The sequence below is a fragment of the Lederbergia galactosidilytica genome, assembly GCF_017873565.1.
In the GTDB taxonomy this organism is placed as follows: Bacteria; Bacillota; Bacilli; order Bacillales; family Bacillaceae_C; genus Lederbergia; species Lederbergia galactosidilytica.
Genome location: NZ_JAGGKH010000002.1, coordinates 40,293 through 67,252, shown reverse-complemented (window position 1 = coordinate 67,252; position 26,960 = coordinate 40,293). Strand labels below are relative to the sequence as shown.

Below are 26,960 nucleotides of genomic sequence, written 5' to 3'. Positions count from 1 at the left end.
TTAGAGGAGTGTTCAAAATGAAGATAGCTAGTAAACAGCCGATTTCTAAAGTAACAGAGGGGAGTATTGTATCACCTCAAGGTTATTCTGCCGCCGGTCTTCACACGAAGGTAAAGCGTAAAAGAAATGATTTAGGAGTTTTATATAGTGAGGTTCCTGCAGAGGCAGCTGCTGTTTATACGCTGAATCAAATTATTGCTGCTCCTCTCCTAGTTACAAAAGAAAGTATAGCGAAAGAAGGCAAGATTCAAGCGGTTGTCATTAATAGCGGGAATGCAAATGCATGTATGGGAAAGCAAGGATATTTGGATGCGGAAACGATGAAAAAATCTGTTTCAAAACGTTTTTCTATCCAAGATCATTTAGTTGCAGTCGCATCTACAGGTGTAATAGGTGAAAAAATGCCGATGGATAAAATTATTCCTGGGATTGATAGCATTACCCCTAAAAAAACTAATCAGGCAGCATATGATTTTAATGAATCTATTTTAACGACAGATACTTGTATGAAATCTACTTGTTATGAAACTTATATTGATGGCAAGAGGATTACTATGGGGGGATCGGCAAAAGGATCGGGAATGATTGCTCCTAATATGGCAACAATGCTTGGATTTATAACGACTGATGCTAATATTTCCCATCCCCACTTACAAACAGCTCTGAGAGATATTACAAATGAAACTTTCAATCGAATTACTGTTGATGGAGATACATCTACAAATGATATGGTGCTTGTAATGGCGAATGGTTTAGCAGAAAACAAGCCACTTTCACCGACCCATCAGGAATGGGAAACGTTCAAACAATTATTAAAACAAGTTTGTGAAGAACTTGCGATTATGATTGCGAAAGACGGAGAAGGTGCAACAAAATTAATAGAGGTAAAGGTTAAAGGGGCAATTTCTTCTGCTGATGCTGGAAAATGTGCCAAAACCGTAGTAGGTTCAGATCTGGTGAAAACGATGGTCTATGGTTCTGATCCGAATTGGGGACGGCTAATGATGGCAATCGGGAGAAGCGGAATTACTTTAGACCCGCATACTATTGATATCGCTATTGGGCCATATGCACTTCTTTCAAAAAGTGAACCAGCTAATTATAGTGAAAAATTATTAAGTCAGTATTTAGATAATGAAAAGGTCGAAATTAATATCAATTTAAATATGGGGAATGGTTCTGGTAAAGCATGGGGCTGTGATCTTACCTATGATTATGTCCGCATCAATGCTAGTTACCGCACATAATTGGAGGGAAATCAAAATGGAAAAAATTATTGTCATCAAATGCGGTGGCAGCATGATTGATGACCTATCTGATAAATTCTTCATGGATATAAAACAAATGCAAGAAAATGGATTTAAGCCCATTATCGTCCATGGTGGAGGACCAGCTATTAATCGTCTACTAGAGAATTTACAAATACAGTCAGAGTTTATTAATGGTTTAAGAAAAACAACTCCGGAAGTAATGGAAGTTGTAGAAATGGTTTTATCTGGAAGTATTACAAATAAACTAGTTCGTTCCATGCATACCTATGGGATCTCCGCAATTGGAATGACTGGATCTGACAGCGGACTAATTCAAGCCGAAGCAAAAGACTTTGAGAATCTAGGTCTTGTCGGTGAAGTAACAACTATCAATCGAGAGTTATTACTTAAATTACTTTCTATGAATCTAATTCCTGTCATTTCACCCATTGCGATTAGTGAAAATTCGAATGAATATTATAATGTTAATGCAGATTCTGCAGCAGCAGCGATCGCGGTAGCTATGAGTGCTGAAAAGATTTTATTTGTTACAGATGTACCGGGGATTTTAAAAGATCAACAAGTTATAGAGACTGTTTCTCAAAATGAAGTCCATTCTCTTATTGAAGAGGGGGTTATTACAGGGGGAATGATCCCGAAAGTATTAGCCGCTCTCAAAAGCCTTGAAGGAGGAATGAACCGCGTTATGATTGTCAGTGGGAAATCTCCATTATATAAAAAAGGGCAATTTATTGGGACAACGATTTTAAAAGAACAGAAAGTGGTGAGCTTTGGATGACCTATTTATTTGAAAATTACGGCCGATGGGATTTAGAACTAGTAGCTGGTAAAGGGACGAAAGTTATTGATATAAACGAAAAAACATACTTGGATTTCACATCAGGGATTGGTGTTTGTAATTTAGGTCATTGTCACCCAGAAGTTGTAGCAGCTTTAACAGATCAGGCTAATACTTTATGGCATACTTCCAATTTATTTAAAAGCTCTTTACAAGAAAAGGTAGCAGAACAACTCACAAATAATTCTGCAGGAAATGCGGTTTTCTTTTGTAATAGCGGGGCTGAAGCCAATGAAGCTGCGATAAAATTAGCTCGTAAATATACAGGGAAAACAAAGGTCATTACATTTTATCAATCCTTTCACGGACGCACATTTGCGACAATGGCTGCAACAGGTCAAGATAAAGTGAAACAAGGATTCGGTAACATGCTAGAAACATTTGTCCATATCCCATTCAATAATATTGAAGCATTGGAAAAAGAGATTGATCAAGAAACAGCGGCTGTGATGCTCGAAGTTATTCAAGGAGAAGGTGGCGTTCATCCAGCTACCGAAGAATTTTTACAAGCGGTAGAGAAAATATGTAAAGAATATGGTGCATTATTGATCATCGATGAGGTACAGACAGGGATTGGAAGAACAGGCAAACCTTTTGCATATCAACATTATTCTATCTCTCCAGATATTATAACTTTAGCAAAAGGGCTTGGAAATGGAATACCTGTTGGCGCTATCGTTGGTAAAGAAAAATTAACAGAGGCTTTTACACCAGGAAGTCACGGTTCTACATTTGGTGGTAATCCACTGGCGATGTCTGCCGCTAAGAAAACATTGGAACTTATTTTCCAAGCAAATTTTCTTAAAGATGTGACTGAGAAAAGTGATTATTTAGTAGCGAAATTGAAAGAAATATTGGTAAATTGCCAAACGTTTAAGACCATTCGCCACAAGGGACTTATGGTTGGTATAGAGTTTTCTGAGGAAGTAGCCCCCTTAATGGCTGAACTTAGAAAATCGGGATTAATTGTTTTAAATGCGGGGCCAAATGTTTTACGTCTTCTCCCGCCATTAACAGTAACTAAAGCCGAAGTTGATGAGGCAATTGAACTTATCAATCAAACATTAACACAAACTGTATAAAGGGATTTTTTTAAGCTAAAATGTATAAAAATCCATTTTTAACTATAAAGATACAAAGGGAGTCGGTATGAATGAAAGGTATAATCCAATTAGCAAATAAAAAACAATATACCGGCCTATGGCACGGGGATGTGACCCATTGCAAAGGAGAAATTATTTTTTATACAGGGATGGGAAACTTTTTAGAATTTATGACAGATCCTGAAACAAAAGGGAAAATTGTAGTGGCCACTTATCCAGGAGTCCTTCATTCCCACTTTGATCCTGCCAAGTTTGAAAGTGAAGATTTGCAGTTGAGCGCTTTAATCACTCAACAAGAAATATTAGTTCATTCTGATGTTGAAGAAAGCTGGCTATCCTTCTTTAATGAAAGAGGAATTCCGATTATGAGTAGTATGGATACCCGGACTATCATTAAGGAGTTATTAAAAGATGGAGAAATGTCTGCAGAGCTGACTGCTGAAGATCATAAATTAGATTCCCAAGCCGACTGTCAAAAGACAAAAAGTGAAGAAAAACCTATAGTGTTGAATGCGAATGAGAAAAATAATCTAGTTGTACTTAATTTTGGCATTAAAAAGTCATTACTTAATTGGTTAAAAAGTTTCCATTGTAAACTGACGATTCTTCCTGCTGGGACAACGGCTTCTGCCATTACTGAAATTGCACCTGATGGAGTGATCTTTTCTGGAGGAAGCGGCCATCCAGGTGAATATCAACAGTATTTTGAAGACTATGCTAAGGTAGCAAAGTCATATCCCACAATGGCGTTTGGTTTGGGACATCAAATTCTCGCTCTTGCTTTTGGAGGAAATATTGAAAAAATGAAATGGGGACACAGGGGTTGTAAACATGCAATCTATCACACTTCCTCTAAGCAGGTATATTTAACGAATCAGAATCATGGGTATCATATTTCTTTACAAGACCTTGAAGAGACTGGTTTTAAGCCATCGTTTCTTTCCGTGCAGGATGGTGATGTTGAAGGGTTAATTCATCAGGATTTCCCTATTACTACTTACCAATTTCATCCAGATGGAACTAATTATAAGTTAGAGTCATTTATAAAAACTGCTTATTTTAAACAATTGGAACAAAGTAAAGGGGAAAAGTTGTATGCCGAAGCGAAATGACATCAAGAAAGTACTCGTTATTGGTTCAGGGCCCATTATGATAGGGCAAGCAGCGGAATTTGATTACGCTGGTACCCAGGCTTGCCTAGCTTTGAAAGAGGAAGGAATCAAAGTTGTGTTGGTCAATAATAATCCAGCTACCATTATGACTGATGAGCAAATTGCTGATATCGTTTATTTTGAACCAATGACAGTGGACAGTATTGAAAAAGTTATTAAAAAGGAAAAGCCAGATGCGATTCTAGGAACCTTAGGCGGACAGACAGGACTGAACTTAACGGTTAAATTATATGAAGAAGGTATTCTTCAACAAAACAATGTCGAAGTATTAGGAACATCGCCAGAATCAATTCGTGAGGGAGAAGATCGAGAGGCATTTCGTAGTTTGATGCATAAATTAGGGGAGCCAGTTCCGGAGAGTGAAATTATCCATACAGTTGAAGAAGCGGTGAATTTCGCCACTAAGATCGGCTATCCTGTTATTATTCGACCAGCCTACACACTTGGAGGTGGGGGCGGTGGAATTGTTTCCACCGAGAAAGAGCTAATCTCCGTTGTTAAAAAAGGCTTAGAAGCAAGTCCAATTACACAATGTTTAATAGAAAAGAGTATTGCCGGATTTAAAGAATTAGAATTTGAAATGATCCGTGATAACAATGATACTTGTATTGCTATTTGTAGTATGGAAAACTTTGACCCCGTTGGTGTACACACAGGCGATTCCATTGTCATTGCTCCGCAGCAAACATTAAGTAGCGATGAATATGCGACCTTATATGGATCAGCTGTTAAGATTATTCGCGCTTTAAAAATTATCGGCGGATGCAATATTCAGTTTGCACAAGATCCACATTCTAGCCAATACTACTTAATTGAGGTTAACCCTAGATTAAGTCGTTCATCAGCGTTGGCCTCCAAAGCTACTGGTTATCCGATTGCGAAAATGGCAGCAAAGCTATCTCTAGGTTATCAATTACATGAATTAACTAATCCAGTTACCGGGATTACTTTTGCTAGTATGGAGCCGGTTGTCGATTATACAGTGGTAAAAATGCCTAGATGGCCATTTGATAAGTTTCTTGAGGCTGACCGTAAATTGGGAACCCAAATGAAAGCAACAGGAGAAATCATGGCCATTGATCGTCACTTACCAGGAGCTCTTCAAAAAGCGATCCGTTCATTAGAAATGCCTACGTTAGGACTCGAATTTAAAGATCTTTCAAACTATCCAATTGAAAAGTTGTGGCAATCTGTCTTATTACCCGATGATATCCGTCTTTTCTCTATTCTAGAACTTATGAGACGTGGCATTTCAGTTAAAGAGATCCATGACGAAACATCAATTCAACCTTTTTTCTTGGAAAATCTGGAACTACTTGTCCAAATGGAGAATAAAATAAAGGAAACCAATTTATCTGAGATCGAAAAAGATTTCTATAAGAAAGTGAAAGGACTTGGTTTTTCCGATGCCTGGTTAGCAGATACTTGGCAAACAAGTTTAAAGCAGGTTAGATTAAAACAAAAAGAGTTAGGAATACAGCCTGTATATAATATGGTTGATTCCTGTGCAGGTATATATCCAGCTGCGGCCCCTTATTTTTACTCAACATGGAAGGGAAAAGGGGATACATTTACTAAAAAGGATAAACCTAAAATCGCTATTATCGGTTCAGGTCCTGTTAGAATAGGGCAAGGAATTGAATTTGATTATTGTACGGTACATGGAGTTTTAGCTTTAAAAAAAGCTGGCTATGAGGCAATATTAATTAATAATAACCCAGGGACTGTAAGTACTGATTTTCAAATAGCAGATCGTTTGTACTTTGAACCACTTTCTGCAGAAGATGTACTAAATGTACTTGATTACGAGCAACCTGATGGCGTGATTATTCAATTAGGAGGTCAAACTTCTATTAATTTAGCCCAAGTTCTAGAAGAAAATGGCATTCCACTTCTTTCTATTTCTCAAGAGCAAATTGATGTTTTGGAAGATCGCGATCGTTTTTATACCTTATTACAAGAATTGCAGATACCTCACATACCTGGTGTATCTGCGGGAAATGAAGATGAATTGTTAGCTAAGATAGAAGCGGTAGGATACCCACTTTTATTACGTCCTTCTTATGTTATTGGTGGGCAAGGGATGTTGATTATAGAGCGAGAAGAACAGTTGCAAAATCATCTACACAAAATAGCCTATCCTGTATTATTGGATGCTTATTATAAAGGGAAAGAAATGGAAATAGATGTTCTTTCAAATGGTCATAATATTTATGTTCCTGGCTTCTTTGAACATATTGAAAAAGCAGGTGTCCATTCAGGTGATAGTATGGCAGTGACACCTCCGATAACAGTTTCTCAAGAAGATCAACAAAAAGCTTATCATTTTGCTGAACAAATTGCGAAGAAACTCAGCTTTAAAGGTATTTTTAATGTACAGTTTGTCGTGTACAATGATGAAGTGTATGTTTTAGAAGTTAATCCTAGGGCTTCGCGTACAGTACCAATTATTAGTAAGATGACTGGGGTAAACTTGATCGAAGAATGTATTAATATCCTAATTGGAAAAGATATCATACAGGAAAAACCAATTAAGCAAAATTATTATGCTATTAAAAATCCAATCTTTTCTACTGGTAAACTTGATGGAGTAGACCCTATTTTGACACCTGAAATGAAATCGACAGGAGAAGTGATTGCTTTTGGTCATAGTTTTAATGAGGCCCTAACGAAAGCGATAAATTGGGATGGTCATTCTATCCAACCCGATTCAGCAATCTATGTTGATGCTGATGAAACGGATTTTGCTAATATCCAAGAGATTCTAAATCAATATGGTATTGCCATCACCGATGCTCCTTTTAACGAGTGGCTAAAGAATAGTAGAGGTTCTATCCTTGTCAGCTTCTCAGAGACGGATGTTTCTGCAGACAAAAGAATGGCTGCATCTGCGGCCCAACATAAAGTGATCACAGAAATGGAGACTTTGATAGCAATTCTAAAAGTAATAAAGCAAGAGATTATTCCTCCTGTATCTTTACATGAATGGCATCAGATAAAACAGAAAAAAGAGAAGGTGATGTAATGGAAACGATAATCAATCAGTTAAAAGGAAGAGACTTTTTAACATTAGCAGACTTCTCATCAGAGGAAATTATTCAATTAATAGAAAATGCGATTGAGTTAAAAAAATTACAAAAACAAGGGATTACTCACCATTATTTAAAAGGAAAAACATTAGGAATGATTTTCGAAAAATCATCTACTAGAACACGCGTTTCTTTTGAAGTTGGAATGAATCAACTAGGAGGCCATGCCTTATTTTTAAGCAGCAATGACATTCAATTAGGAAGAGGAGAGACAATCGCCGATACAGCTAAGGTCTTATCGCGTTATGTCGATGGCATTATGATCCGCTCTTATGAGCATGCTGGTGTTGAAGAATTAGCAGCTCATGCCGATGTCCCTGTAATTAATGCCTTAACAAATGATTTTCATCCTTGTCAAGTCTTAGCAGATTTAATGACATTATATGAAGTAAAAGGGGAGTTGAAAGGCAGAAAGCTAGCTTATATCGGTGATGGCAACAATATGGCCCACTCACTACTGATTGGTTGCGCAAAGCTTGGAATGGATTGCTCGATTGCCTCCCCAATAGGATACGAGCCCAAACAAGAGATTGTTAATTTAACTTTAAAAATTGCCACAGAAACGGGAGCTAAGATTCTTATCACGAATGACGCGAAAGAGGCTGTTCAAAACGCTGATGCCGTATATACAGATGTTTGGACGAGCATGGGATGGGAAGAGGAAGAGACAGTTCGTTTAGAGACTTTCCAATCATATCAAGTAAATAGTGAGCTAATGTCATATGCAGACCAAGAAGCGATCTTCCTTCATTGTTTACCTGCCAAAAGAGGGCAAGAGGTAACTGCCGAAGTGATTGATGGTCAACAGTCTTACGTCTTTGATGAAGCGGAGAATCGTTTGCACGCTCAAAAGGCTCTTATGGTTGCTTTAATGAGCGAATAAAGTCTTTAAACTAATTTTTCAAGATGAAATCATTCTTAGATTTCATCTTTTTTATATGGAAGGAGGAAATAGGGAATTATAGCAGTCGCCTAGAACTTAAGGATTAATTCTAAACATTCACCCATATAGGCCTTTTCCATATAATGAAGTAATAACAATTATTAAGGAGGAGTTGGAAAATGGAAAAGCTACAGGTAAACCAGCTTACTGTGATCATCGTTCCTCCAGCAACAAATTTCGCTCCGGTGGATGGACGACAATATATAATTGATCCGCTGTTTGGTACAAATCGCGTTTTAACAATAGGTTTGTCATCTAATCGTTGTTGTGAAGATAAAATCGAAAAGCCATTCATACTAGAATGGATGCCAAAACTAGGGGAATATGTCCTTACAGGAAAACTTAATTATTTCGAAACAACTTTACGAGAGAAAAATAGCAAGCCAGTTCAGCAATGGAGAAATAAAATCACGCAAGTATTAGCACTAATAATAAAGTCGGACTATTATTTATTTCAACATGTGCCATGGTTATTGGATGCACCAATTTTGCTTGAACTGTATAATCGACAATCTCAATTGATAAAAATAGAAAATTTCGGCACACCACGAAAATATATGTTAGAAGAAAAAGCTGAATAATAATTTTAAGTTGACCGGATATTAATATTCCGGTTTTATTTTCGAGTAAAACTGAAAATAGTTTAAAATTCCAAAAAAATAATTTTGTCTCATTAATAATAGTATACTTGAGCTATGAGACCTATTAATTTAGTACAGGTACAACTTCCGATAATATATATTATGTAAACTAGAAAAATAAAACATAATATAATAACTACCACCATTCTTCTCTAGGTTGTTCATACAATAAGAAATTTCTAGACGCGTTTGTTATAGTTATACTTTTACAGATGAATTTCCAGAAATTAACCAAGCAACTTACATTAGCCTTTATAGTCGGTTTCTTCTTTTTTACACTAAATCATTCTCCTAATGAGATTTATTTGTCCTCTATGAAACCATTTAAAAAAACGATTGATTGGAATTCCATTATAGTGCTCATCGATCATGTGGAGCCACTCATTATCTACATCTTTAAACCTTTTTAAAGTATTACTTCTAACATCATTTAAGTTCTGAATATAATAACATAAATCATTACCACGTATCTTTTCTCTTCCTTCATCGCCTAATCGGATAGCTGCTCCCCATTGAATTTGTTCATCTTTGTTTAGTTCTCTTTCCTCAAATGTATTAATGAAGTAGGCATATTCAATAGCAGCAATATGTAATAAAAGGGCTCCGATCGAATTGCTATTTACATCTAACAATGAATCTAGCTGTGTTTGGGTTAATCCCTGGACACTGCTAAGGGTAACATTTCTAGTATAATTCATCATGCAGATTAAGTAGCTAACCTGTTCTGCATGGCCATCAATTTTCGTGATAATCATCTTATTTCACCTCCCTTTGTTATTATTTAATGAAAAAGTTTGGTTCCTTAGTAGATTGAAAATTCAGAATGGTCTTGATATTTAATCAATAATTTAGCATCTATTTACCAATCAATTCCTGACTAAATATCCTTATATTAACAAAATATCTCATGAATATTTCCATCAGGATCTGCAAAAAAGGCGGTTGTCTGACCCCATGGCATTTCCGAAGGTTCTTTTATCGGGGTTGCGCCCTTTTTAATTATATCTTTATAGGAATTCTCAACTTCTTTTGGTGTTTCACAAGGAAAAGCCAATTCAAACGATTGTCCTTTCTTTGCCTCTTTAAAAGAACTATGGCCATCAGTAATATCTGACATAATTTGTCTCGAACATATTGAAAACCTTACTCCCTCATTATTGAACTCAACATTACTTGGAGATTCGCTTTGAATTGTAAATCCTAAGACATCTCGGTAAAAATTAGTCATTACTACTATGTCATCCGTTACTATAGTTATCAGATTTACTTCAGCTCTCATTTTATCTTTTCTCCTCACTTTCTTTTCAATTTTGAGCGTCTTGGAACAGAACTGAACTCCTATGTATCATCGTCCCGATACATTTCCAAATCTTGCCTCCATCTTGATTCCAATTTTAATTTTAGATTTAGAAAATAACATTTGCAAAATAAAAACTTGGTAAATATTTAATACGACAAATATCAGTTTTTATCCTTTAATTTTTTTATTTTTTATTCAATAGTTGGCTGATGAGGAAGATCTGACCGTAATATCTAATTAAAATGTTCCCTCAGTTAGATTTATAGTAATTTTAAAGACTATTAATCTCACTCAAAAGTATATCTAGTGCTTCACTCTTTTGTGAGGACTTCATTTTTTCTTGAAAACTTATCTTATTTTTATAGATTTTATCTACATGTGCCAATAATGTCTCATTATTAAGGTTTTCTTCCTCCAAGGTAATGGAATACCCTTTATTTTCAAAGGCTTTGGCGTTTAATATTTGATCACCCCTACTTTGATCTAATCCTAAAGGTATAATGAGCATTGGTTTGCGGAGGGCTAAAAATTCAAATATCGCATTAGAGCCACCTCTTGTCATGATGATATCTGTGGCAGCTAAAATATCTGGTAATTCATCATGCAGATATTCAAATTGACGATAACCAGGAAACATGGAAAACTGCTCATCTTTGTTCCCCTTTCCACATAAATGAACAATTTGGTATTTCTTAGTGAGTTCTTTTAAAGATGATCTAACGACTTCATTAATTGTTTTTGCGCCTAAGCTACCGCCCATTATCGTTAAAATAGGGAGCTGAGAATGAAATCCAAGGAAAGATCTTGCACGTCTAACTGAGCCTTTCATAATTTCTTTTCTAATTGGTGAACCAATCGTAATCGTTTTATGTTCTGGAAAAAATCTTTTTGCTTCATCGAATGAGGTAAAGATTTTCGTAGCAAATCTTTGTGAAATTTTGTTAGCCAGTCCAGGTGTCATATCACTTTCATGAATAAAGACAGGAATTTTAAGTGTTTTTGCAGCTAAAATTACAGGTACGGAAACAAATCCACCTTTTGAAAAAACTAGATGGGGGTTTAAATTTTTAAGAATTTTTTTCGCTTCAAAATATCCTTTTAAGACATGGAAAATGTCTTTCACATTTTGAACATCAAAATACCTTCTCAATTTTCCACTATGAATGCCGTAATAAGAGATATTCAGTTTTTGGATCAATTCTCTTTCAATGCCTTTTCTAGAACCAACATAAGATATATCCCAATCTTGGCCTAGTTCTTTTATGATCGCGATATTAGGTGTCACATGTCCCGCTGATCCACCACCAGTAAAGACAATCTTTTTATTTTTCATAGCTTCTCCTTTATAGCTAGCTTATTTTATTTCTTGTGGGAAGTTCTGTTTGCATTTCGGTTTTTCATCGGTGAAAAGTATTACGGTTCGCATTAACAGAAAATAATCTTTTCTAAAAAGCCGTAGATAGTGAATACATCTCTACGGCTTTTTCTTATAGCTTCACTTTATTCAATTCATCTAAAAGTTGATGCAAATCACCGAGTTGTTGAATTTCAAAAGTGGGAATCACTTCTGTTCTCTCTTTATTTTCACGATTGATCCATACGGACTTCATTCCAATCCGATTAGCCCCAAGTATATCGGTCATTAAATTATCTCCCACCATAATCGCTTCTTCCTTATGTAACGACATTAAGGATAAAGCATGTTCAAAAATGGTTGGATCTGGTTTTCCTTTCCCAAAACCACCAGAAATAACGATTTGCTCAAAATAAGGTGTAAGTTCAGGTGTAATGGTAAGCTTAGTTTGCTGCAAATCAGGAGATCCATTTGTTAGAAGTAAAAGCCGATAATCTTCTTTTAAACGGTCTAATACAGCAAAAGTATCTTCATATACAAACGGTAATTTCTTTCGCTCTTCCGGAAAACGTTCAGCCAATTCAAAACCAAAATCTGTATCATTAATACCGAGAGATTGTAATCCTAATGTCCATGCATCTTTTCGGTAAGTTGGAACGATGTCCTTCATCTTCCTGAATTCATCATGATCATCACGAAAGTTTCCCCAAAGTCCTTCAAATGGATTAATGCCGATCATTTGTGTAAAAGGGTATGTTTCGTACGAGGCATAAAGCTTTGAAGCATGCTCACGGACCGCGTCCTCAAGTTTCTCCGCTTCTACCCCATAACGTTCTTCCGCAATTTTACATGTAGACTTAAAAGCTTCTCGTATGCTTTTTTTGTCCCATAGTAACGTATCATCCAAATCAAAAAAAACAGCTTTAATCATGTTGAACCTCTCTCCATTTATATGTAATTTATATTATGAGTTTACCATAATATTAATATAAGAAGTGTTTGATAAATGAAAAACTTGCATATTAATGAAAGACCTTACCATAAAAAGTAAGGTCTCCAACATTTAATAAGACAACGAAACAGATGCCAATTCGTTACTATGACTATGATACTTTGCTTTCAATTTCTACTTGCTCTGATTTATTCTTAAGGTAAAAAATAACACCCATTAAACTTACTAAAATAAAGGCAAAGCCAACCATTGTCCATAACGTAACAGAAATAGCGAAACGATCGATTAATTCACCTACAAGCTTTGGTAAAATTGCGCCACCTAACCCACCTAGCGCAACTAAGAGACTTGTTGTTCTCTCTTCATGTCCTTTGGAAGTATCATTAATAATCAGCAAGCCAATCGAGAAAATTCCGCCCATTAATAATCCAGTAAAAAAGATCGCCCCATAACTAATCCAAATGGATGGGGATAAGGCAAAAACAATTAATCCTAAAAATTGTCCAATACAGCTAACTACGAATAGCTTTGTATAACCAATTCTGTCAACAATAAATGTCATAAACATACGCCCAATTGTCATCGCCAACCAAAAAACAGTAATACTTAAAGCTAGGGAGGAAGCTTCTAATTGCGTTGTTTTATGTAGGATGGTTGGTAAATAGTTGGGTAAAACCATTTCAGCTCCAACGTACATAAAGAAAAAAACGGCCCCGATGATTACTATTGGAATTTGATTCCGAGTATACCGAAGTTTTTCGGGTTTCCTGCCATTTTCATCTACTTGCTTAGGCTGCTTTTTTAAAACAGAATCCATCTCACCAAAGGAGGAGAAAAGCCAAAACAGCAATGTTATCGTCGTGACACAGGCTACAAAGGAAAAGGAGACATTCCAGATATTCTTGGCAATAAGAAAGGCAGAAATAATCGGGATTAACAAGGCTCCCACACCAAAGAATACCTCAACAAGTATTAACGTAGATGCCTTTTTTTCTTTTAAGTGAGCAACAATTAAGGCAGCAACAACTGTTTCACCGATACCTATCCCTGCTCCAGCAAATGGAGCAACAAATAATAATAAATTCCAATTTGGTAGTGAACCAAAAATAAATTGGGAAATAGCAAATGACAGTAAGGCAATGGCTAAAGTAATTCTTCTACCCAATCGATTTACTAGTAACGGTGCCACTAATACCCCTACCAAAAAACCTAAAAATTGATTCATGATCAGTTGTCCACCATCACCATATTGAATTCCATATGATGAGACCATTGGTTCTAAGATCGTACCAATAATAATATGGCCAAAACCATTCAAACAATAAATAAGACAGGCAATCCAAATAAACTTTTTCATTCTATGATTCTCCTATGTATTCTTCTGCTGTATTATGCATCCATCCCATATTATCAGGAATCCTGCATAAGGTCTAATAGTTTTCATAAAAATAAAATTTTTTAATTAAAACTCCATCTCAGTTGTTCAGAGATGGAGTGAGCGCATGTCGGCAGCGTTCCAAGTTATTTAGCGAGAAACTTGCCTGCACTGATACAATCTTCTGCACAGCGCACAAACACCCGATAATTCTCAGCCAGGAAGATCCCAATAATCAAGGTTAAGCCAAAAAAATTATTGTTTAGTCAATAAAAAGATATTATGTTTAATGATTGCTAAATCCTTGCATACAGATAGTGAAAAGAGAAAAAAGAGGAATTCTAATGAATGAAATCATAAAAGTATTTTTCATTACCTTTATAAGTGATTTGGATAATTTCATTATTTTAGGGGCGATTATTCGAAAACATCCTCAAGTCAACATTGTTTTACCTGCGGCTGTCGTTCTTACATGTGCACGCTCACTTTATATTGTCGTAATGGATACGCTTCTAACTATGCCAGTTATCCACGTCATAATGGGCATGATTTTACTCTTTATTGCTTTAAAACTTGTTACAAAATCATTTACCAATGAAACCTTCTCCCCTCCTTTTAATCGCTCAATTTCCATTAGGGTGAAAGTTTTATTGCTCTTAGCAGCAACAGATTTTTTGATTTGTTTAGATAGTGTGGTTATCATTTCCGAGCTCTCAGAAAATATGTCCATGGCTATTATCGGAATTTTTTTAAGCTTACTTGTTTCTCTTTGCTTTTTACCGTTCATAATAAAAATAGCTTCAAAATTCGCGTGGATCAACATTATTGCGGGTGCCTTTATTGCCCAAACAGCGGTGATCGGAATGATTGGTGATCCATGGTTAAAAGGATGGATATTATCGCTAAATTCTTTTTTTCCTAATGTTAATCTCATTCATATTTCAGCTAATATTGTCATCATTTTGGTGATCTTGGTTGGATGCTACTCCTATATAAATAGTATTCGGCAAAATCATTTAAAATAAAGTCAAACGCTTCTCAGTAAGTAAAAAATCGATTGCACCAGCTTTCTTACTTATTGTTTTACCACAAAATCACTCGGATAGCTTTGTCGCTGTCAATGAATAGATCTATTTGGTAGACTAACCCTATAGTTGTAGTGAACCATTAGATTGAAGAGGTGAGTGATTTGGAGCAAACAGCCTTAATTAGTATCGTCATTATTCTTGGAATTGGGATTTTTTCACAATGGTTAGCATGGAGGATTCAATGGCCTTCTATTGTTATTATGTCCATAGCTGGAATATTAATTGGACCCGTGTTTGGCTTGATCAATCCTCAGGAAGCTTTAGGTGAGCTTTATAGTCCGATGATTTCCTTAGCTGTTGCCATTATTTTATTTGAAGGTAGTTCAAGCCTTGATGTGCGCGAGATTCGCGGAATCTCAAAATCAGTGTTTCGAATTGTCACAGGAGCCGCCTTCTTAGCATGGATCGGAGGTTCATTAGCCGCGCATTTTATTGCTGGCTTAGATTTAGCCATTGCATTTATTATTGGTGGACTGTTTGTTGTCACCGGTCCTACAGTTATCATTCCGCTTTTGCGAAATGCGAAATTGAAACCGCGAACGGCGGCTGTATTAAAATGGGAAGGAATTATCGTAGACCCAGCTGGTCCTCTTCTCGCCCTGTTTGCTTATCAAGTTATTAAAGTATTGACGAATGAAAGTTTATCAGCGTCCTACTTGCTAAATTTCTTCCTCGGTGCCCTGTTTGCGATTATTTTAGGATACCTAATCGGATTACTTGTCGGGTATATGGTGAGTAAAGGGCTTTTCCCAGAATATTTAAAGTCCCCGATTATTTTGTCATTTGTACTTATTTGTTTTACGATCGCTGAAGTGACCATGCATGAAACAGGGATGCTGGCTGTCACCGTAATGGGTCTAGCAGTAGGACGAACTAAAAAATATGTTTCATCGATTGGAAATGTCGGACATTTCGTTGAAAATATATCGGTCATTTTGACGTCAACCGTTTTTATTTTATTAACTTCATCATTAACAAGAGAAACTATTGCAGAAGTGTTTACATTACCAATTATTGGTTTTGTCTTAGCCATGCTATTTTTGGTGAGACCCCTATCCATTTGGGTTTCTACAATTGGAACAGAATTGACCATTCAGGAAAAAACGTTAATCGGCTGGATTGCTCCTAGAGGAATTGTTGCATTAACGGTATCGGGATATTTTGCTACTATTTTAGTGGAAGATGGGTATCAAGGGGCCTCTCTTCTAACCGCGCTTACGTTTGCACTTGTGTTCATTACAGTTTGTGTTCACGGTTTCTCCTTAGGACCCTTAGCTAAAAAACTTGGACTAGCTAGTAATGAACCGCCTGGTATTTTAATAATTGGAGCAAGTAGTTTTGCTGTTGCTCTCGCTGATTATTTTAAACAAATAGGGATTCCTGTCCTGATCATTGACTCATCTCACGAGCGGCTACAACCAGCAAATGAGAAGGAAATCGGAACTTTTCAAGGTGAAATTCTTGCTGAACATACCCAGTTTGAAATTGATTTAACACCATATGAAACGATACTAACGATGACAGGTGATGCCGCATATAACGCATTAGTGAGTCAGTCATATGCACCTGAATTCGGCTTTAATAACACATTTGCCTTGCCAGTACGCACTAGAAATGGAGAAAAACATATGCCTATCCCCACGGCAATGAAGGCTCATTTATTATTCTCTGAGGATGCTGTGTTTACAGAATTGAATCGAAAAATCAATATTGGCTATCAGATCCAAGCGATAGAAATAGATAAAAAAGGAATGATTGAAAAGGATATACTACCGGAAGATGTGACACCTCTATTCATCAAAAAGAAGAATGGAACCATTGTATTTGTTACAATGAAGCAAAAATTAATTTTCGATGAAGGAGATCAAATGGTCGTTTTAACTAATAAATAGTCTGCTCTCTCCTACTAAAAAGTCATTAGTAGGAGAGTGTTACACTTATCTTTCTTTTTGCAAAAATAATTTAATAATAAGGAGAAAACCAAGAGAGATATAGACCACTCCCCCAAAAATTAAAAGAACCACGTCATTTTTCAATACAATTTCATCTTCACTTTGAAAATACTCTAGTAACTTTCCAATAGGAGGAAATAAAAACAACGGCCACTTTAAGCTAGTAAATTTCTCAATCATTCCTTCCGATGTAATGGAGATGATATTAACAAGCATTGCTCCCAACCAAGAATACCTTTTTTCTGCTAACGCAGTTACGCTAAATAAGCTTCCGACAAAAATCCCAGTAAGGACGAAGTAACAATGACCATACAACGAGAAGCTATAATGATTCAGCTTCATAGGACTATTAAATGCTTGAATAAGAATCGGATAAAAAATTGAAAATATAATAAGAGATGTGGCCAGGAAAAAGCAAACACACCATTTCCCATATATATATCGAAGTTTACTAGATAATTGAACAAATAGTAATTGTTTTTCAGTTTCATTATCTATTGAAAAAATCCCCATAGTCATCCAAGTTGAAATAAATAATAATACAGTGCTTGTAACACCATAACTACTTAAAATAGGAACCCCTCGATATGTATAAAAAATAAAGACCCAGATGAAATAAAGAACTACAGGGGGAATCCATTTTAAAGAGCGTAAATAGCTTAAAGATTGATAAACAAAATAACCTTTCATCTATTCTCCTCTTCCCTAACTTCTAAAATTGAACATTGGTTGTTTAATAAATGAAGTAATTGTTGATCACATTGATCAGAATTAACAATTAGAACAGCTGTTCTTTCAATTGGATCATGTGTCACTAAATGAAGATTATGTAAACTGTCGACTCCCTTATATTGAAACTTTATTTGTTTTTTACCACTTCTCTTCATATTGGATTTAATTAATCTCCCTGCTTCAAGAAAATAATGTTCATCAGCCATTTTTTCCATTAGCTGTTTTTCATGGGCTGTGAAAATTATCATCGATTTTCTTTTCTGTTCATTCAACAGCTGGATTAGAACCTGTTGTGACTCTCGATCTAATCCAGTAAGCGGCTCGTCTAAAAGTAATAGATCTGGTTTGCTAATCAGCGCTTGGATAATGCCAACCTTTTGTTTAGTTCCCTTTGAACATTGTTTAAGTGGAGTGTTGAGAAAAGCATCTAAGGAAAATAATTGGGTATAATACTTTATTTCTTTTTTTACATGACTATGAAAATTTGTAATATATGCAAAGTATTCATTTATCCGGAAAGGTAGCCCTTCTGGAAAATGTTCAGGGACATAGCCGATTTTATGTGTATTCCGTTCTAGAATCCCTTGTGTTGGTTCATAAATTCCTGCTAATAACTTTAATAAGGTACTTTTTCCCGATCCGTTACGCCCTTGAATACAAAAGGCTTTATTTCCTTGCAAACAAAAGGAGGTTTGCTTTATGATTGTTTGTCCAGCGATAACTTTGCTTATGTCCGTTGCTTTAATTAAGCGATTTTCCATCGTTGCCCCCCGTTCAGTTGGGAATTTTTCATATATATAATGCAGTAAATATTTCCATAGGTTCATAAAAACGTAAACATTATTCAATACAACTAGCAAAATTAATATATGCTTTTATAAAGACACCCTCATTTTCACTTGATTTTATCTATAAGCTTCAAATATTGTAAATCTCCATACCCAATTGTCGGAAATAGATCAAATAACTTACTAATTAGTTCTGTTGTAGGCAAATCTTTATTTTTAGAAATATACTTTACGACTGCATTATTTTCGTTCAGCATCTTTAAATAGATGTCAATTGCTTGATACATCACTGGCAGTAGCTCCACTTGTGGTTTTTTATGATTTATCAATACTTCTTTGTAGACAGAATGATAGTTACCTAATTGAAGTTCAATTTGATTCACTTTAAATTCATCCTCTCCGAAGCTATTTAAGAACACTTTGCCTTTATACTCCGACTGTTCAAGATAGGCAAGGATTGTCAGGAGATTCATTTGACAAAACATATCTTCGCCAAACCATAGTACGATCCATTTATATTTTTTATTAAAAAGATTTTCTAATGGTACTATAACCTTTTTTATATAATTCTCTACTAGTTCACTATGTCCTGATGCTCGTGTATCGACAAACTCTTGGTCAAAAACTTGCTTTGTTGTCATGTTGACGCACATCGCCTCATTAAAAGGAGCATAATCAGCCTCACCCATGAGTTTTTCTGTCTTAAACTCATCATACATCGCTTGTCCATTCAATATATTCAGTACGTCTTTATCAAACAACTCATTTTGTAACTGTTCAATTTCCGCTCTTTTTGAAATATTCATGTCACACCAATCCTTCTCTTTATGTATAGTAAGTTTAGCAAATGATTGAACAGGCAATTTACGAAGTTGGAACTCCCCTGGAGTGATCCCGAAAACGGTTTTAAAAGCTCTGCTATATTCTTCTTGTGAAGAATAATTATAATTAAAAGCAATATCCATAATTTTTCTGCCATTTATCAAATCTTCTGTAGATAAATACAATCTTCGGAGGAGAATATAACGTCTTATACTAATACCTGTTATTTGGTGGAATTTAAAAGAACAATAATAAGGAGAATACCCCATGTAGTTAGAAAGTTGTTCTAGGGAGAATCCACTTTTTAAATGCGCCTCAACCCAATTAATCATCCGTTGGATATATTCATTCATTAACCTCACTCCTAAGCACCATTATACTAGGAAATTTTTTTCATTTGATATTTCTTGCGTTTTCTATCAAATGCCTAAGTGCAAACCCGAACAAACTTATGTCATTGGAGAAAGATTGGTTGTTTTTAAGTCCTATGTTTTTTAAAAATGAAAAAGGCCCAGAAGTACTCCTAGACCAGTTTTTGTAAATCCTATATATGCTTAAAGAATAAACGAATAACATCTGCTCCACCGATAAAGGTTCCGATTGAACTACCGAGATTTGCTAGGATAACGACTAATAAAACCCGTGTAACTTTATTATTCCAAAACCCTTTTACATGGAACACATCCTCTGCAAGCGTTTCAAAATCTCTTACACTTGGGCGGCGAATATAAGCTTGGACAATTCCAGCAAACCAGCCTGCGGCAAGTAGTGGAGTTAAAGAGGTGATAGGAGCTGCGATAAAAGCTGTAATAATCGCTAGTGGATGACCAAAAGCAATTGCAGTCCCAATCGCTGATAATGATCCATTCCACAAAAACCAGCTAATGGTTTGCTGTAAACCAGCTGATGGGTTTGCGATAAAGGTATATAGAATCACTGCCAAAATCAAGACTGGAATGGACCAGCCAATAATTTTAGGAGCTTTAGATTTAGGAGGTAGTTGTGTCAACTTCTCCAAATCATGTTCTTTTTCTATTTCATTAGTAATTCCAGGGACATGGGCAGCGCCAAGTACAGCCACAATTTTATCGCCTGGTGCATCTTTAATCTTTTGCGCCAAATATTGATCCCTTTCATCGATCAGTGGCGTTTTTAATTTTGGGAAGGCTTGAGTAAATTCTTGAAGCATGGAATCAATCATATCTTGAGATTTCATTTTTTCAAGCTCTTCTTCTGTTATCGTTTCTCGACTAAAAATACTGGCAATCACTTGGGATAGAAGGAGTGCTTTTCCTTTTAAACCTACATTTCCCCAAATACGTGAAAAAGTAATTTGGATATTGCGATCCGCTAATACGAGTTGTGCCCCTGTTTCTTTCGCCGATTCGATTCCTTGGATCATTTCTTGCCCTGGATGAATATCGAATTGTTTGGCCATTCTCCTTTGAAAGGAAGATATTGCTAAGTTCATTAAAAGTAAAGATGCTTTTTTGTCTTTAATGACTTGGAAAATATCCATATCTTTCCATTTATTTCCATCTGTTATCGATTTGTATCGTCCTTCATCAAGCTCAATACAAACAGCATCTGGTTTTTCTCGATCGATCACTTCTTTTACAAGTTCAGCACTACTCTTGGAAACATGAGCCGTCCCAATCAATATGTATTCTTTGTCATTTAATTGAATTCTTGTTATATTTTCTTCCGTCATTCTCATACCCCTTTAAACTAGGACTCGATCACATATATAATACTATCATAAACCAGTTTCACTAGATGTAAAATTTTCAACAATATTAATCTTATATAACGGTTATATGTAGACTTTTCTTTTCTCTTTTCGTAATTTTATCATTTAGAGACTTAAAATGACAGAATAAAAAGTTAGCGTCTCTCCAAAGCCATCATGAGAGGGATCTTACAGCTCAACCATAAAATAGTATGAAGGAATGTTCCTTATACAGAAGGCGGTGTAAATGAAGCTCCAACCCATTCCTAAATAGAAAAAAGAACGAATCAGAGCTAAGCCTGATTCGTTTCATTTTTTTATTACACTAATTTATGACCACAGTTTGAACAAAAATTACCACCACTCGTTTTTGTTCCACAATTTGGACAGAAATTAGGGATTGTTCCGTCTTTGGCCTCAGGGCTTGATTGAGAAGGGGCTGATTGTTCTTTTTTTGGATCCATATTTTTCATCATTTCTTTTGCCATACCCATGCCCATCATCATTCCAGCCATGTCAGAAGCAGTGCCTCCTCCTTTTACTTTCCCAGAAGATATTCCATCTGTCATCGAAACCTGCTGGTAACGACTCATATCACCAATCATACCGTGAGAGGCGGTTTTCGTAATCATATCTTGAATTTCTTTAGGATAGTTGAAGCTCATAATATTAAAGCCAGTGATAGTCATCCCACTATCAATAATTTGCATATCCAAGTCTTCTTGAATCCCCTTGGCAATTTCAAAAGCATTCGCTTGGAGATTAAACATATCCTTGCCTTCGCGTGTAATCCACTTCATCAAAAGCTGATCAAGGATAGCTGTAATTCGAATTTTAACATCTTCCACTAAATAGCGATCTTTGACCCCGGCAATTTTATCCATGAGTGCTATATAATCATTTACTTTGAAGTGAAAGGTTCCATTCGCGCGAACGGGTAAACCACCAGGTAGTTGGGGAGTCGGAATATTAATTGCATTTTTTGTTCCCCATTTGACAGTGAATTCCTTCGTGTTAACAAACAATACTTCTACTCGCAATCCACTATTAAAACCAAATTTAAAACCTTTTAATGTTGAAAGAAACGGGATAATTTGTGATTCAATATTATAATCGCCTTCTTCTTCAAAAATTCCTTCCAATCTTCCGTTATTAAAAAAGACAGCATCTTGCCCGGGGCGAATAATCAAGCGACTACCTTTTTTAATTTCCTGATTACTCCATTTCCAAAAAATCATATCATCACGGAATTCTTCCCATTCAATTACATTAGCAAATTGGTTTCTAAAAAAACTCATATGCATCCTCCTCTATATCATTGATCAGTAGCCTTCTTTTCAACCTGTACGAGTATAGTGGGAAGGTTTAGTGTTACAAAACCTTAAAAACTTCCCCTGCTTCCGCTATGTGAATGGCCGCCACTCGTCCTTCCGCCGCCACCACCACTTGAACCACCACCACTATTACTTTGAGGTTTTCTTCGCTTTGTTGTGGTTGTGCGAATATATTGGTCCCTTCTATTTATAACACGAGAAGTATTCGCATCTTCATAGGTTTTACTATTAATTGTTACTCTTCCCCCTGAATTATAAGCCATAGCACCAACTATTGCTGTTCCTAACCCAATGGCAACTGCTGCTTGAAACCAGAGCTGAAAGATAAGATTATCTGGATTAAGGCCGAATCGAATCCCCATATATTTACTACCACTTACAATGAATGTTTGAAAAGCTTCATAATAATTACCATTGGTCATATCTGGTGTAATTTTATTTCGCAGTGAATCAAGGCGTTCATCATTTAATAATTCCTTCGCTTTGTAAAAACCGGCTAAGTAGATGTCACGATGTTCCATATCAATTGTTAAAATAGCTGTGTTTCCATGTTCCTTATCAAACCCTAGACCTTGTTCATCATAAAAATCTTGCATATATGGAATAATATCTTTTCCTTTTGTATCATTGGTCGTTAAAATAATGAAGTCTGTTTCGCGTTTTACACTATATTCTTCTGCAAGTGATTCTAGCTTTTCCGTTTCTTCATCTGTGAGCAACTCTGCATAGTCATAGATTCTTTGCTTTGTTGGAGAAGATGCCATAACCGGACTAATAAAAAGAGGAAGTATGATACAAAATGTAAAAAGCATAAAAAGTGTTGCAATAATACTCGATCTTTTCACCAAAGTCCGCCTCCTAACAACAAAGCAATTAGTTTCAGGGTGATAAAGCTTCCGCCAGCAATCCCACTGAACCAACCCGCTATCTTGCCATAGCTAAGAGGTGGCTTTCCAACAATTTTTCCTGTTTGCCCATTCATAGCAAAAGTGTGTTCAGATTTATCATAATCATAATAAACCATCCAAATTGGAAAAAGTACATATGCACTTTGTTTCTTTTTTGTATGAATGTCTTTTGTTCGATAACTTACTGAAGAATACCCACCCATTGTAGAGGAAATATAGGAATCAATAAATCCTTTTATTCTGTCTTTTACTCTAGGAAGTAATTCAACATCATTATAATTATATTTTTCTGCAATATAACCTGCGAGATAAGGAGTTTTAAATTCCTTTAAATCTTCATAATGAAATGGTTCTAATTTATCCATTATATCATCTTTCATTTTTTCGGAAGCATCAGTAGGTACCCTTAAATAATCAAGATTAATATCCCGCATTACGTCATAATATTTTGTTTCTGTATAAATATAATCGCCTCGTGTATATTCTCTTACTCTCGTTCCAGTTGCCTCTACATGGACCCTACTATTTAAATCATATAACCAAAAAGGGACATACATCCCAGTAATAGCTTTTACACGATCCGCAGTCATGAAGCCTTTTGGTGTTAAGCGTCCATTTTTACACCAAGTTCGAAATGCATCCATAGCTTCTTCCTTACTAATTTTAAATGGGATCACCATATTTGGGGCTAATACACCTGATAATCGATCGGCTAGCACAACACCAGCTCCACAGAAACTACAGGTGGTTGCAGTTGTGTCTGCATCTGTAAGAATGACAGCCCCACAGTTTTCACAGTGATATTCTTTCGCCTCATCTTCCGAGAAAGTTGTTAAAATATGTTCATCGGAAAAATCTTCTATATTATCTTTTCTGCCACAACTGGGACAGGAGAGAGTTCCTGATTCGCTATCAAAAACCATATCACCGCCACAATTGGGGCATTTATATTGAATCACCATCATGTTCACCTCACTTGAATCTCTATTAAAAAATGGCTAATATTAGAACTAGCTTTAGCGCCTGGCGACTAGCAAACTAACGGTGGTGCCTAGCATAAGTCCAATCTATTTTCCCCTTGGATTGAGCATATTTACTTTATCAAGAGGATAGTAGGTAGGTAAGATCACTGTCTCCACAGGACATGGGAGCCTAATCTTTCAACCTTATTCCTCAGTTTGTGCAGTCTCTAAGTTTACTTTCCTTATTCATTAGGAAAGCTGTAGCTTAAGCTACAGCTTTTAAGATTAATCTTCCTTGTTTTTCATTTGTGCTTTCAAGGCAGCTAGCTCGTCATCTACACCATTATCAGTATCATATTTTGTCATTAGATCATCAATACCATCTTTTGGATTTGCATTGAGTTCAGCCATCGCATTCGCTTCATCCAAAGCTTTATTCACCTTTTCTTCCATTCTACCAAAAGCAGAAACAGAATCATTCGCTCCTGTAATGGATGAACCAATTTTATTTAATCTTTCTTGCGTTTTAGCGACAGCCATTTTTCCTTTGATCATCGTGCGACGTGCTTCTAACTCGCCAATATCTGAGACAAGTTTATCATGCATTTCTCTCATTCGAAGTGCATTAGAGGATGCTAAACTATAAGCAGATTGTAGTTCCGCTTGTTGTGATGTTAAAGTCGCCTTTTTCTCTAAGAATTTTCTTGCATCTGCTTCATTATCAGCTTCTAAAGCTTTAACAGCGTATGCTTGCATTTTATCAATTTCTTTTACACATTCATCTAAGGCACGTTTTGATCTTTGTTCTTCAGCCATTACAGATGCCGTCTCAGCCTTCACTTTTCCTAAATCGCTTTTTAGATTCCTCATGTATTGATCAATCATTTTTTCAGGGTTTTCTGCCTTGTCTAAAAGTGCGTTAATATTACTTGCCATTATATCTTTAAATCTAGATAAGATACTCATAATGGAACCTCCTGTTTTTTTGTATAGTATATATACTGCCTTCCCTCTTAAAAAGTTTCACTTTTTTATAAAAATAAACAATTAAATTGTAACATTTCCTTAGAGATTACGTCCAATCATGAATCAAGTCATAATTTTTGATTAGTCATTCTAGCTGTCGTACTTGCTAATTACATAATTTTTAGTTGCTTGGCAATCTTTAGGGAAAGAAAAACACACTTCACCTGAATAAAATTTACATTCAGATGAAGTGTGTTTTTATATGGATTTTTTTGTTTTCATTAAAAGATAAATATATAACAGTACGGATAACATAACTGAGCCAGCAGAAGTAATGTAAATAACATTATACCCATATAGAAAAGCCAATTGACCAAATGTCATAGCTCCTAATCCAACGCCTAAATCGAAGAAAGAAAAAAAAGTGGCATTGGCCATTCCTTTACGATTATTTGGAGATGCATCAACTGCCCAAGCTTGTAAGGCTGGCTGAACACTACCAAAACCTAATCCATATAAACCCGCCGCGATTAACATAATCGTAATATTCGGAAGCCAAGACAAAAGAATCATTGCGATAAAGACTAGAATTGTTCCAGGGAGGAAAACATAGAGATGGCCTTTTTTATCGTAAATTTTCCCGGCAAATGTACGGGATAGCATCAGAAATATTGCGTAAACAAGAAAATATAGTTCAATACCTGCGATATCTTTCTCGGCCGCATATAGTGGCAAAAAGGAAGCAATCCCACCAAATGTAACAGTAATAAAAAACAACAATAACGATGGTTTAATCGCTGACTTTTCAAAAATGTCAAACTTAGGCACTGCTGCTTTGTTAGGTGATTCCTCTACCTTCTTATATCTAATTTGTGTAGATAATAGTAGGGCTGCTAATCCCATTGCTCCACATATTAAGAATAAAGAAGTAAACGAGATTTTTCCAACAAGAGTTAAACCAAGTGAAGGACCAAAAGCAAGGGCTAGATTACCTGATAAGCCAAAGTACCCCATTCCTTCCCCTCTACGTGTTGGCGGAATCAAATCTGTGGCAATTGTTCCACTTGCAGTTGTTGAGAATCCCCAACCCACTCCTTGGATAATTCGCATTATAAGCAAAAAGGCGATGCTAGCAATAAAAGCGTAGGATCCAACAGATAGAACAAAAATACATAATCCAAGCATATAAACAAAACGGCGTCCCTTAGACTCCAAAGAATGTCCAGCATATGGTCGGAACAGTAATGCGGAAAAAGTAAATATCCCGACAATAATTCCGATCATTTGGTCACTGCCCCCTAGCTCTTTAACAAAAATCGGCAGAGTGGGTAGTGTCATCTGAAAGCCAAGAAAAACGAAAAAGTTAGCAAAGCAAATTAAAACAAAGTCTCTCGTCCAAATTTTTTCTTTTACATTGCCCTCTAGCAATTTCCCTTGTGAATCCATTTTAATTTCGCTCCTAACCTTAACATAAATGTATTATAAGAATAGCTCACATTCTAACATAACAAAGTAATTACTTTAAGAGAAAACGATTAAAACATGTTAATAAATCTTATCAAGCAAATACTTAGCTTCACGAAACAACTTATACAATGTAGCATAATCTCCTAATTTATGTCTAGGCTCATTATGCCTGTG

At 35.9% G+C, this 26,960-nt stretch carries 23 protein-coding genes; 9 read left to right on the top strand and 14 right to left on the bottom strand.

The features are described 5' to 3' along the window. Window positions 1–17 precede the first annotated feature (17 nt). The 7 genes from argJ to J2Z23_RS02185 all read left to right on the top strand — a co-directional run bounded on the left by argJ (window position 18) and on the right by J2Z23_RS02185 (window position 8,997). Entirely contained in the window at window positions 18–1,247 is a 1,230-nt protein-coding gene (gene argJ / locus J2Z23_RS02215; RefSeq protein ID WP_057988878.1) for a bifunctional glutamate N-acetyltransferase/amino-acid acetyltransferase ArgJ, read from the top strand. Window positions 1,248–1,263: 16 nt separating this feature from the next. Continuing rightward, window positions 1,264–2,049 carry an acetylglutamate kinase gene (argB, locus tag J2Z23_RS02210; protein WP_057988875.1) on the top strand — a complete coding sequence of 262 codons (786 nt, stop codon included), beginning with the start codon at window positions 1,264–1,266 and terminating at the stop codon, window positions 2,047–2,049. After that, window positions 2,046–3,191, top strand: a complete 1,146-nt coding sequence (locus J2Z23_RS02205; protein ID WP_057988873.1) for an acetylornithine transaminase — start codon at window positions 2,046–2,048, stop codon at window positions 3,189–3,191. Before argB ends, J2Z23_RS02205 begins: the two co-directional genes overlap by 4 nt. A 71-nt stretch (window positions 3,192–3,262) precedes the next feature. Continuing rightward, entirely contained in the window at window positions 3,263–4,324 is a 1,062-nt protein-coding gene (locus tag J2Z23_RS02200) for a carbamoyl phosphate synthase small subunit (RefSeq protein WP_209973140.1), read from the top strand. After that, complete coding sequence (locus J2Z23_RS02195; protein WP_209973138.1) at window positions 4,308–7,409, top strand: carbamoyl phosphate synthase large subunit; 3,102 nt, start codon at window positions 4,308–4,310, stop codon at window positions 7,407–7,409. Before J2Z23_RS02200 ends, J2Z23_RS02195 begins: the two co-directional genes overlap by 17 nt. After that, a complete protein-coding gene (gene argF, locus J2Z23_RS02190) occupies window positions 7,409–8,356 on the top strand; it encodes an ornithine carbamoyltransferase (protein ID WP_057988969.1) in 948 nt (315 codons plus the stop codon). Before J2Z23_RS02195 ends, argF begins: the two co-directional genes overlap by 1 nt. 179 nt (window positions 8,357–8,535) lie before the next feature. Next, window positions 8,536–8,997, top strand: a complete 462-nt coding sequence (locus J2Z23_RS02185) for a staygreen family protein (RefSeq protein ID WP_057988866.1) — start codon at window positions 8,536–8,538, stop codon at window positions 8,995–8,997. 338 nt (window positions 8,998–9,335) lie between these two features. On the opposite strand, the gene J2Z23_RS02180 is transcribed toward J2Z23_RS02185, so the two are convergent. The 5 genes from J2Z23_RS02180 to J2Z23_RS02160 all read right to left on the bottom strand — a co-directional run bounded on the left by J2Z23_RS02180 (window position 9,336) and on the right by J2Z23_RS02160 (window position 14,020). Continuing rightward, complete coding sequence (locus tag J2Z23_RS02180; protein ID WP_209973137.1) at window positions 9,336–9,812, bottom strand: mycothiol transferase; 477 nt, start codon at window positions 9,810–9,812, stop codon at window positions 9,336–9,338. Between the two features lie 137 nt (window positions 9,813–9,949). Then, window positions 9,950–10,336, bottom strand: a complete 387-nt coding sequence (locus J2Z23_RS02175) for a VOC family protein (protein WP_209973135.1) — start codon at window positions 10,334–10,336, stop codon at window positions 9,950–9,952. 292 nt (window positions 10,337–10,628) lie between these two features. Then, window positions 10,629–11,690, bottom strand: a complete 1,062-nt coding sequence (locus J2Z23_RS02170) for an undecaprenyldiphospho-muramoylpentapeptide beta-N-acetylglucosaminyltransferase (protein WP_057988859.1) — start codon at window positions 11,688–11,690, stop codon at window positions 10,629–10,631. 154 nt (window positions 11,691–11,844) lie between these two features. Then, window positions 11,845–12,642: an HAD family hydrolase gene (locus J2Z23_RS02165; protein WP_057988857.1), complete on the bottom strand. Its 798-nt coding sequence runs from the start codon at window positions 12,640–12,642 to the stop codon at window positions 11,845–11,847. 172 nt (window positions 12,643–12,814) lie between these two features. After that, window positions 12,815–14,020, bottom strand: coding sequence for an MFS transporter (locus J2Z23_RS02160; RefSeq protein ID WP_057988855.1), 1,206 nt, complete (start codon window positions 14,018–14,020; stop codon window positions 12,815–12,817). Window positions 14,021–14,382: 362 nt separating this feature from the next. On the opposite strand from J2Z23_RS02160, the gene J2Z23_RS02155 reads away from it, so the two are divergent. After that, window positions 14,383–15,063: a TerC family protein gene (locus J2Z23_RS02155; RefSeq protein WP_057988853.1), complete on the top strand. Its 681-nt coding sequence runs from the start codon at window positions 14,383–14,385 to the stop codon at window positions 15,061–15,063. 164 nt (window positions 15,064–15,227) lie between these two features. Continuing rightward, the gene (locus tag J2Z23_RS02150; protein ID WP_064467989.1) at window positions 15,228–17,018 is read left to right on the top strand and encodes a cation:proton antiporter; all 1,791 of its coding nucleotides are present in this window, start codon (window positions 15,228–15,230) and stop codon (window positions 17,016–17,018) included. Between the two features lie 45 nt (window positions 17,019–17,063). Here the strand turns inward: J2Z23_RS02150 and J2Z23_RS02145 are convergent, their stop codons facing one another. The 9 genes from J2Z23_RS02145 to J2Z23_RS02105 all read right to left on the bottom strand — a co-directional run bounded on the left by J2Z23_RS02145 (window position 17,064) and on the right by J2Z23_RS02105 (window position 26,765). Then, the gene (locus J2Z23_RS02145; RefSeq protein WP_057988849.1) at window positions 17,064–17,768 is read right to left on the bottom strand and encodes a hypothetical protein; all 705 of its coding nucleotides are present in this window, start codon (window positions 17,766–17,768) and stop codon (window positions 17,064–17,066) included. Next, entirely contained in the window at window positions 17,765–18,571 is an 807-nt protein-coding gene (locus tag J2Z23_RS02140) for an ATP-binding cassette domain-containing protein (protein WP_057988846.1), read from the bottom strand. Before J2Z23_RS02140 ends, J2Z23_RS02145 begins: the two co-directional genes overlap by 4 nt. Window positions 18,572–18,705: 134 nt before the next feature. Continuing rightward, window positions 18,706–19,773 (bottom strand): helix-turn-helix transcriptional regulator, encoded by a 1,068-nt coding sequence (locus J2Z23_RS02135; RefSeq protein ID WP_209973133.1) that lies wholly within the window; start codon window positions 19,771–19,773, stop codon window positions 18,706–18,708. A 191-nt stretch (window positions 19,774–19,964) separates the two neighbouring features. Then, complete coding sequence (locus J2Z23_RS02130) at window positions 19,965–21,131, bottom strand: TraB/GumN family protein (RefSeq protein WP_057988842.1); 1,167 nt, start codon at window positions 21,129–21,131, stop codon at window positions 19,965–19,967. 338 nt (window positions 21,132–21,469) lie between these two features. Continuing rightward, window positions 21,470–22,447, bottom strand: a complete 978-nt coding sequence (locus J2Z23_RS02125) for an SPFH domain-containing protein (protein WP_057988840.1) — start codon at window positions 22,445–22,447, stop codon at window positions 21,470–21,472. 83 nt (window positions 22,448–22,530) lie between these two features. Continuing rightward, entirely contained in the window at window positions 22,531–23,328 is a 798-nt protein-coding gene (locus J2Z23_RS02120; protein ID WP_238456122.1) for a TPM domain-containing protein, read from the bottom strand. Continuing rightward, window positions 23,325–24,353, bottom strand: a complete 1,029-nt coding sequence (locus J2Z23_RS02115; protein ID WP_057988829.1) for a TFIIB-type zinc ribbon-containing protein — start codon at window positions 24,351–24,353, stop codon at window positions 23,325–23,327. The genes J2Z23_RS02120 and J2Z23_RS02115 overlap by 4 nt, the downstream gene beginning before the upstream one ends. 285 nt (window positions 24,354–24,638) lie before the next feature. Then, window positions 24,639–25,319, bottom strand: coding sequence for a PspA/IM30 family protein (locus tag J2Z23_RS02110; RefSeq protein WP_057988827.1), 681 nt, complete (start codon window positions 25,317–25,319; stop codon window positions 24,639–24,641). 258 nt (window positions 25,320–25,577) lie between these two features. After that, the gene (locus tag J2Z23_RS02105) at window positions 25,578–26,765 is read right to left on the bottom strand and encodes an MFS transporter (protein ID WP_209973131.1); all 1,188 of its coding nucleotides are present in this window, start codon (window positions 26,763–26,765) and stop codon (window positions 25,578–25,580) included. Window positions 26,766–26,960: the final 195 nt, after the last annotated feature.

What these genes read in the sequence shown, in the direction of transcription:
- argJ (WP_057988878.1), top strand. Translation starts at nt 18, where the DNA reads ATGAAGATAGCTAGTAAACAGCCGATTTCTAAAGTAACAGAGGGGAGT.
- argB (WP_057988875.1), top strand. Translation starts at nt 1,264, where the DNA reads ATGGAAAAAATTATTGTCATCAAATGCGGTGGCAGCATGATTGATGAC.
- J2Z23_RS02205 (WP_057988873.1), top strand. Translation starts at nt 2,046, where the DNA reads ATGACCTATTTATTTGAAAATTACGGCCGATGGGATTTAGAACTAGTA.
- J2Z23_RS02200 (WP_209973140.1), top strand. Translation starts at nt 3,263, where the DNA reads ATGAAAGGTATAATCCAATTAGCAAATAAAAAACAATATACCGGCCTA.
- J2Z23_RS02195 (WP_209973138.1), top strand. Translation starts at nt 4,308, where the DNA reads ATGCCGAAGCGAAATGACATCAAGAAAGTACTCGTTATTGGTTCAGGG.
- argF (WP_057988969.1), top strand. Translation starts at nt 7,409, where the DNA reads ATGGAAACGATAATCAATCAGTTAAAAGGAAGAGACTTTTTAACATTA.
- J2Z23_RS02185 (WP_057988866.1), top strand. Translation starts at nt 8,536, where the DNA reads ATGGAAAAGCTACAGGTAAACCAGCTTACTGTGATCATCGTTCCTCCA.
- J2Z23_RS02180 (WP_209973137.1), bottom strand. Translation starts at nt 9,812, where the DNA reads ATGATTATCACGAAAATTGATGGCCATGCAGAACAGGTTAGCTACTTA.
- J2Z23_RS02175 (WP_209973135.1), bottom strand. Translation starts at nt 10,336, where the DNA reads ATGAGAGCTGAAGTAAATCTGATAACTATAGTAACGGATGACATAGTA.
- J2Z23_RS02170 (WP_057988859.1), bottom strand. Translation starts at nt 11,690, where the DNA reads ATGAAAAATAAAAAGATTGTCTTTACTGGTGGTGGATCAGCGGGACAT.
- J2Z23_RS02165 (WP_057988857.1), bottom strand. Translation starts at nt 12,642, where the DNA reads ATGATTAAAGCTGTTTTTTTTGATTTGGATGATACGTTACTATGGGAC.
- J2Z23_RS02160 (WP_057988855.1), bottom strand. Translation starts at nt 14,020, where the DNA reads ATGAAAAAGTTTATTTGGATTGCCTGTCTTATTTATTGTTTGAATGGT.
- J2Z23_RS02155 (WP_057988853.1), top strand. Translation starts at nt 14,383, where the DNA reads ATGAATGAAATCATAAAAGTATTTTTCATTACCTTTATAAGTGATTTG.
- J2Z23_RS02145 (WP_057988849.1), bottom strand. Translation starts at nt 17,768, where the DNA reads ATGAAAGGTTATTTTGTTTATCAATCTTTAAGCTATTTACGCTCTTTA.
- J2Z23_RS02140 (WP_057988846.1), bottom strand. Translation starts at nt 18,571, where the DNA reads ATGGAAAATCGCTTAATTAAAGCAACGGACATAAGCAAAGTTATCGCT.
- J2Z23_RS02135 (WP_209973133.1), bottom strand. Translation starts at nt 19,773, where the DNA reads ATGAATGAATATATCCAACGGATGATTAATTGGGTTGAGGCGCATTTA.
- J2Z23_RS02130 (WP_057988842.1), bottom strand. Translation starts at nt 21,131, where the DNA reads ATGACGGAAGAAAATATAACAAGAATTCAATTAAATGACAAAGAATAC.
- J2Z23_RS02125 (WP_057988840.1), bottom strand. Translation starts at nt 22,447, where the DNA reads ATGAGTTTTTTTAGAAACCAATTTGCTAATGTAATTGAATGGGAAGAA.
- J2Z23_RS02115 (WP_057988829.1), bottom strand. Translation starts at nt 24,353, where the DNA reads ATGGTGATTCAATATAAATGCCCCAATTGTGGCGGTGATATGGTTTTT.
- J2Z23_RS02110 (WP_057988827.1), bottom strand. Translation starts at nt 25,319, where the DNA reads ATGAGTATCTTATCTAGATTTAAAGATATAATGGCAAGTAATATTAAC.
- J2Z23_RS02105 (WP_209973131.1), bottom strand. Translation starts at nt 26,765, where the DNA reads ATGGATTCACAAGGGAAATTGCTAGAGGGCAATGTAAAAGAAAAAATT.